The organism is Ferruginibacter sp. (assembly GCF_031430955.1).
GTDB lineage: Bacteria > Bacteroidota > Bacteroidia > Chitinophagales > Chitinophagaceae > Ferruginibacter.
This window is the reverse complement of the sequence record NZ_JANPCM010000338.1, coordinates 1-8,238: the sequence shown is the minus strand read 5'-3', so window position 1 is coordinate 8,238 and position 8,238 is coordinate 1. Positions and strand designations below refer to the sequence as shown.

The following is an 8,238-nucleotide window of genomic DNA, read 5'->3' as shown; positions in this document are numbered from 1 at the left end:
TTCATCGTGCTATTTTAATTGTTGAACTTAATATTTTCTCCCTTTACAATTTTCCTGAATACTATGCATTTTGTTTTAGCACCTACAGAAGTCATTCTGCTGTTGGAACGATTTACGACAACAGCAGCATCTGTTCCTTTGAAACATTCATAAAAAGTATTGCTGCAAAAGGAGCCTTTTTTTATTTCCATTTGTTGTTCAAAATATAGTACTACCATTACTTCGTTTGGTAAAACCAACTCGGCATAAGTATTTTGTTTAAAAATTTTTTCGTTGCATTTTTACATAATTTTACTGTCTTTTTCCAAATATTTTTTTTTGGAATGGTTTTAAGATTTTGTCAAAAAAATCGACTCGTCTTTCATTATTGTAGCAGCGCCACAGTTATAATTTGTGCCAATTACAAACTGGCTGTGTTTAAAAATATAACAGCGATTCTGTGCTTTAATACACGCCGTTGCTGCTAACATGATGATTACACAAAACCATTTCTTCAGTCGCATATAATTTAATTGGAGTTAAGATTATTTACCCGCCGGTTTAATAAATAATTTAATCTCTTTTTCCTGCCCATGCCCCAACTCATAACTCTCCACTACACCCTGCATTTTTTCTTTAGCAAGTGTCAGTAATAATCTTTCTGTTGCCCCAGCAATACACTTGTATTTTACAGCGGCATCAAATGGTTTGGGGTTAACGCTGTACCTGGCTTTATCTTTCATAAAAAAGGTTTGCCCCCAATACCATACAGTACCATCTTTTTTTAATGCAATGGTATAATTACCGGCAGCCGTTACCGTTTGCCAGTCATTTACCCGTATAATTTTTACCGGTTTTTTAGCGTTACTATTACTACCATTACCCAATTGCCCCATTTCATTTTTACCCCAGCCCCAAAGGCTGCCATCTTTTTTTATAGCTACAGCATGTTGTTTACCTCCATCAAAACTTAACCAGTCAGTATCATCGCTCACTTTATAAAATACATTTTTGCCCCCATCATTATGTTGTGTATCATTCAACATGCCCCTTGTCCAAAGAGTGCCATCTTTTTTTTGCGCTATTAAAAAATCATCGCCTGCTGCAATGGCCACCCAATCGCTGTTATTATTGCCTGTTATTTTTACGGGTTTGTAAGCGTTACCTTCCTGGTTCTGCAGGTTGTGCAACATATTGCCCCAGCCCCAAAGCGTACCATCTTTTTTTAAGCCAATAGTGAAAGAAATGCCGGAAGAAACGGTTTGCCAATCATTATCTGTACCAATTTGTACGGGTGACCAATAATCATATTTTAGATTTGCCGTGCTAATACCTAGCTGGCCCACTTTATTAGTCCCCCATCCCCATAAACTGCCATCTTTCTTAATACCGTGGCTAAAATTGTTGCCTGCAGTAATACTGCTCCAGTTGATATCGGTATCAATTTTAACAGGCGTGTATCTATCTTTAGTGGAGCTATCGCCTAATTGCCCGCTGCTGTTTTTACCCCAGGCCCAAATGGTTCCATCAATTAATAAAGCCACACTGTGGTTTGTGCCGGCAGCAAGTTGTTTTACTGTGGGGGAAGTAATCAATTGTTGGGACAGGGCAACAGTATTACTTAATAAGAGGAGGGCAAAAAATAAAAATTTCATAATAACTATTGTGTATAATTAATTTTATAGTGTAAATGTTATGTTGGCCTTCCACCAATGTATCATTAGCCAAATTTCTTTTTAAAAGTGTAAAGTCTGCTGCAGTTTGTATTTCCGGATATTTTAGGCAAAAGCCCGGATAATTAAATAGTACAGTTGAGGCTTTTTCTGCAATGGCCGCAAGTGGTTCCCATTTAAAATGATTGTCTTTACTTAAACAATCAGGATTAAAACGATTTAAAAAAAAGCTGTTTCTAAAATATCTTGCTGGCAACAGATTTCATCAGTTATAAAACTGAAATATACAATAAGCCGTAGCAATAGAAAATACTCATTTAGGGTGACAGTGTTTATCAAATGCATATTCCATCTGAAAACTTGTTAGTAATAAAAAACCCCTGCTCATTACGAGACAGGGGAATTCTAAGGGAACTGCTGGTTCTATTAAGTTCAATTAAGGCTTATTACTTTACCGGTAGTTTTATATTTTCCAAACTGAATGCTGTAAAAAATAGTACCGTGCTGTTTAACAGTAAAAGGTACACTGTTTTGAATGCCTTTTTGCATCAACACAGATTTTGTTGCCAGTGTTTGCCCGTTAGCAGCAAATAACTCAATCTTTGCCCATCCATTTTCAGGAGCCAAAATGCGGAGCATAAAGGTGCCGTTGTGGGGATTAGGGTATGCGGTGGCGCTTAAATCTTTTACAGTAAATACAATATTTTTTTCATTGGATGTATTACCGTTTATGCTGGTGATTGGTAATGCCGTGGGTGTTACCACCAAAGTATAACAGGTATAAGATAATCCTCCGGTTATGCTGATATAAAAAGTAGTGTTACCAGGCAACACATACTCTTTTGATGTTGGCGAAGTACTCACTGGTACTAATGCAGGAACATTATTGCCTGCCGCATACATATTGAAAGTAAAAGTTGCTGCAGGATGGGTAAGGCTCATTGTATAATTACCAGTGCCAGCAGGTGTTGTAAACTTAAACCAATCAGCTGCATCAGCAGTAGTGGCAATGCGGCCATTAATATTTGTACTGATGGTAATCAATTTTGCCTGGTTCTTACTGTTATTACTTTCATATTCATCGCTTCCATTATCGGTGATACTAACTACAGTTGATTTTGTACAACCATTGGCATCTTTAACCCATGTAGTGTAGCTTCCTGCATATAAACCTGTAAAGCTTCCTGAATTCTGATAACTGCCATTATCAAGTTTGTACTGATAAGGGCTGGTTCCACCAGAACCCGTTGCAGTAATTGTTCCAAGACTGTTACATCCGGTTGCATTTGTTTTTATTACTGATAAAGCAAGGTTAGTGGCGGGTTGTGTTACAGCATATGATCTTGTAATTACACATCCGCTTCCAATATCTGTGATGGACACATTGTAATTACCAAAGCCAAGGTTTGAAATATCTTCTGCTGTGGAAGTAGTGCCTCCGGTCCAGCTGAATGTAAACCCGCTGTTGCTGCCACCGCTTACAGTAAGGTTGATGGCACCGGAGAGAGTTCCCCTGCATAAAACATTTGTAACAACAGCACTTACTGTTATTTCATTTAATGAAGGAACAACTACATTAAGCACCGCAGTGCAATTATTATTATCAGTAACAGTAAGGGTGTAATTACCCGTTGCCAGGTTATTTATATTTCTTTGGCTTATTGTAAAACCATTTGGCCCGGTCCAGCTATAGTTAACCGCACCAGAGCCGCCAGTTGCAGTAACAGTGATTGCCCCGGTACTAAGTCCAAAACAGGTGCTCTGTACATTATTTAAAAAAGCCGTTAATAAAGGCGGTTGTGTAATTGTTTTGGTAACAAAACCTGTACAGCCATTTGCATCTCTTACCGAAATGGTATAAACACCTGCAACCAGATTGCTGAAAGTATAAGGTAATGTTCCGGCCTGGAAATTCACGCCATCAATACTAAAAGAGAAAGGCGCTGTTGCATTTACATTGGTAACAGTAATGCTTCCGTTTGTTCCTCCAAAGCAACTTACATTACTAACCGAAGCCGCTGGATTGAATGCTTCATTGGCAGTAACCGTAACACTTGCTGAAGCCGTACAACTATTAGCATCAGTAACAATAACCGTGTAAGTTCCTGCAGCAATACTGCTGATAGAAGCTGTTGTTGCCCCATTGCTCCAGAGATAATTGTAAGGGATTGTGCCGCCACTTGCAGCAACTGTTGCAGTGTTACTGCATGAAGTTGAAGTACCTGTTGCAACAGCAGTCAATAATGGCGGCTGCGTTACTTCATAATTTGAAATGGCTGTGCAACCATTCGCATCTGTAATAGTTACAGAATAATTTCCAGCAATCAGGTTGCTGATGTCATCGGTTGTTGCTCCATTACTCCACAGATAAGTGTAAGGTAATGTGCCGCCAGCAGAAATTACAGTGGCAGTGCCTGACGATGCTCCAAAACAAATATTATTTGTTCCGGTTGCAGCAGCGGTTAATATATCAGGTTCGGTAATTAAAGTAAATACAGAATCTATAGAACCATTTGCATCGGTAACTATCAATTTGTAATCACCGGGTGAAAGATTAGTAAGATCTTCTAATGTGCTGAAACCAGCAACGCCATCTTTAGACCATGCATAGGTATATGGTGCCAAACCATCTTCGGCTAATACATCAATAGCACCATTGGCAGCACCGTTGCAGGTAATATTTGTTACCAAAATAATATTGGCATTCACCGGTATGCCGTTGCAACTATTGGGTACTGGTTGAAAACCGGTAGCTACATCATTATCTGTTCCGTTGGTTAACCATGGCGAATGATTTACGGTGGCTACTGTTACTTTAGCCGAAATATTATGTGCTGCAGCTACCCCATACCAATTACAATTGGCATTTACAATTTGACCAACTGTTCCGTTATTGATAGAAATAGAATCACCAGTAAAGCTGTTGTTGTTGATATTTACAGAAACACCTGCAGGAATATTGCCATAGCCAATGTAAGCATCATTACCGGCTACCGCATCATATGCCGCAAAAGAATGTTTAAAGCCATTTATTTTATTATTGAAAATATTTATAACAGAACCGGGTTGAAGGAAAGAGGTAGTTCCATTTTCTGTATATAAAGTAATTGCAGGGCTTACAGGTAAATTAACACCCGCAGTACGTTGCTGCTGGTTAATTCCTGTTAAACTGATTTCGTTTTTTTCAACAACTGCATTGGCTAAATTTCCCCGAATCATAATTGGACGAATGAAATGTGCCGGAACAGTACTCAAATCTCCAGCGTAGGTTATTTTGTTATTGCGAACAGCTAAAGATGGATTTAAAACAGTATTAAAGAAAATCAGGTTCATACTGCCAAGTAACGTAGTTGTTGAGGCTACCGCTGTTCCGGTAATAACATTTTCCTCTGCTGTAAATGATGAGGTTGCACCTAATGCATTTCCTCCCGAGCGGGTATATTGTATAAATGGTACAATACCGCCACTGCCATCCAGTATATTGTTATTAAAAATGATGTATGACGCCTCAGGCATGCTATTGCTAGCAAAGAAAGCATTGTTAGTATTGTTAATCTTATTTCCATAGATAAATGCAGCTGTTATGCGTGACGCAACAAATGCATTCGATGCTTTATCAATAGTATTGTTAGCAACGAACACACCATCTACCACACCGCTGCCGCCATTATTTAAAGCTGTTTGTGTACGAACTGTTGTGCCGGCTACTACAAACGAGTTATTGGTAACTGCAACATTTCTAAACCTATTTATATTCAGCGTTGTTCCATTTGTTGCATCATATTTTTCAAAACGATTATCAGTTATTGTTAATCCTGAATTGACAATAGCAGATGGCGCCATAGTAGCAGTTCCTGAACCTGTAAAATTAAACAGCGTAAGATTTGAATTGATGGTTACCCTGTTTTTTGCCAGTTTAATATTGCTGAAGCTTGTATTGTTTTGCGAAATAATTTGTTTGGTTACCGAGTTAAACGTTAACCCTTCAAGATTAATATCATTGGCGCCAATTGTCCATGTAAGATTATCAATAATTGTTTCAGCATTACGGGTGCTGTTGATAAGTAATGTATTTGCAGCATCATTAGGCGAAAGAAGATAGTTGGTGCCAATGATAGAAATAGATTTTCCAATGGTAGCGTCTCCGGGACTGTAAGTTCCTGCATCTACAAAAAGGCTATCACCAGTTTGTGCTTTTTGATAAGCAGCGCTGATGGTTGCAAATGGTGAAGACGGAATTCCGGGGTTTGCATCACTACCGGCCGCTGTTGTAAATATTCTTGTGGCAGAAGTGTTGTTGTTTACATAAAACCGTGTTTGTTTTCCGGTACATGAACCGGGTACAGACTGAAATCCAATTGTACCGCTGTTATCATTTCCATTAACTAACCACGGTGAAAAAGTAACACCTGGTGTTATCTTAAGTGCTACCACATTTACATCTGCAGAGCCATACCAGTTACAAGTGGCGTTTATATTAGCACCGCCAATTTTATTGATAGCCTTTTGTCCTGTTCCGGTAAAACTGTTTTGCGATATTGTGCCGTTGTTTGTATTTACCAGCAGCCCGTCACTAACAAAAGAGCTGAATGTATTACCCGTAACCGTTAACCCGGCAAGAGTTCCAAAATCCAATCCTGCAAATACACCTGTTGAAAATCCCGGATTAAAAGCAGCCAATGTATTATTGCTTAAAGTAGCCGTTAATCTTGTGCCTGCAAAATTTACGGCGATATATTCTGCATTAATGCTGTTTCCATCAATCACAAATGTTTTTGTTGCAGGGTTGATGGCGGGATCAATGCGAACAAAAATTCCCTGGTTACCATTTTGCAGTTTACAATTTTTTACACTGCCACCACTTTGTATAATTATTGGCGTTACATTCACGGTATAATCACCGGTAACAGAAAGATTACTGATATGTACATCGCCGGTAATGCTTTGTGCTGTTTGAATAACTCCCTGTTCTGCAAATGTGCTTGGTGGCACGGCCGGTGGTGCAACCGTTACAGCAGGTTTAAGAATAGAGGTAAGATTTTGACCTGCTCCAATAATTGTAATGCCTTTATCTGTTGTTACCTGCTCAGTGTAAATTCCGGCATCTACATAAATATAATCGTCGGCTGCTACTTGTGTTAATGCATAGCTTATTGTTGCAAATGGGGCTGATGGAGAGCCGTTATTACTATTATTGCCAATGGCAGATGTAAACACATCACCGGAAAGACTGTTATCATTTACATAATAAGTATTACGGCCGCTGCAGGCTGCATTTACCGGTTGAAAACCAATAGCAGCACTGTTGTCTGTTCCGTTGTTAAGAAACGGATTGTAATTTACAGTTCCTGAAATTTTAGATGCAATGACACCGGCATCAGTTGATCCAAACCAGTTGCAAGTGGCATTAGGAGTATTGCCACTTGATCTGCGGATGCTGATACTCCCCGATCCTACAATGCTGTTATTATTATAATTACCAGTAAAGCTGTTTACTTCCAAACCAACACCAAAATAATTATTGATGATATTATTGTGAATGGTAAGCTGTGGTAAAGGTCCAAAATCAAGTCCTGCAAAAATGCCTGCAAAATAAGCCGCAGGTCTGCTGATGTTATTATTGCGAATCGTTGCTGTTAAACCGCCGCCCTGGCAGTTAACACCAATGCCATTAGGCTGAATAGTGTTGTTTTCAATCCATGCTGTTTTTATGGCCGATTCAATTCTGAAAAAAATTCCCTGTCCTCCGTTTATTAATGTACAATTGGTAACACTGCCCCCGCTTTGAATGATTATATTTTGCGAACCGTTATTACTATTGATAGAAAGATTGCGAATATGAACATCGCCGATGCCCTGTGTAGTTTCAAACAAACCAATTTCTGTAAATGGCCCTGGTGCAGGCACCAGCGGTGTGGATGGAGGAATAAATGAAGTAAGATTTTGTCCTGCACCAATAATAGTAATGCCTTTATCAATAATTACCTGTTCTGCATAAGTACCTGCATCCGCAATAATAGTATCACCGGCAGCAGCTATAGTTAGTGCATAAGAAACAGTAGCAAAAGGTTCCGATCTTGTACCGGCGTTGCTGTTATTTCCCACAGCTGCAGTAATAATATCACCTACTGTGCTATTGTCATTTACATAAAGTTTACGAAGTCCGTTAATGCCATCAGCATTATCATATTTATAAATCTCGGCTCCATTTACGCCGTTATTAGCTGAAAAATAAACTGGGTTACCACTGGTGATTAATGATGGTGCCGAAGCACCTGATGGATTAATATCTTTTACAAGTTTGGTGTTGGCAGTGCTGCCATCAGTAATCCATAGCTCAGTGCCACTTGCATCGGCTGCTGCCCTAAATAGAATAGTGCCATTGGAAACGGCCAGGCCAAAAGGATTACTATTTCCACCCGGAAAAATATCTTTTACTTCCGTTGCATTGCTGCCATCAAACTTCCAGAGTTCATTACCATTGGACCCGGCTGCTGCGAAATATAAATTATTATTTAAAACAGTTAATCCTGCAGGGCTTGAGTTAGCTGCACCAGCATTAATATCTGCAACCAGCAAGGTGCCA

The 8,238-nt window shown here is 39.2% G+C and carries 3 protein-coding genes; all 3 read right to left on the bottom strand.

All coding sequences use genetic code 11. The annotated features are described in order from the left end of the window. Positions 1-14: 14 nt before the first annotated feature. A complete protein-coding gene (locus ACY65O_RS09620) occupies positions 15-218 on the bottom strand; it encodes a hypothetical protein (RefSeq protein ID WP_462220642.1) in 204 nt (67 codons plus the stop codon). Between the two features lie 306 nt (positions 219-524). Then, entirely contained in the window at positions 525-1,634 is a 1,110-nt protein-coding gene (locus tag ACY65O_RS09615) for an RCC1 domain-containing protein (protein WP_462220641.1), read from the bottom strand. 450 nt (positions 1,635-2,084) lie between these two features. Beyond that, the coding region (locus ACY65O_RS09610; protein ID WP_462220640.1) for a DUF1565 domain-containing protein at positions 2,085-8,238 on the bottom strand (6,154 nt) is incomplete at its 5' end.

Bases quoted from the DNA above. Each gene is read 5' to 3' on its own strand.
- ACY65O_RS09620 (WP_462220642.1), bottom strand. From the start codon at position 218: ATGGTAGTACTATATTTTGAACAACAAATGGAAATAAAAAAAGGCTCC.
- ACY65O_RS09615 (WP_462220641.1), bottom strand. From the start codon at position 1,634: ATGAAATTTTTATTTTTTGCCCTCCTCTTATTAAGTAATACTGTTGCC.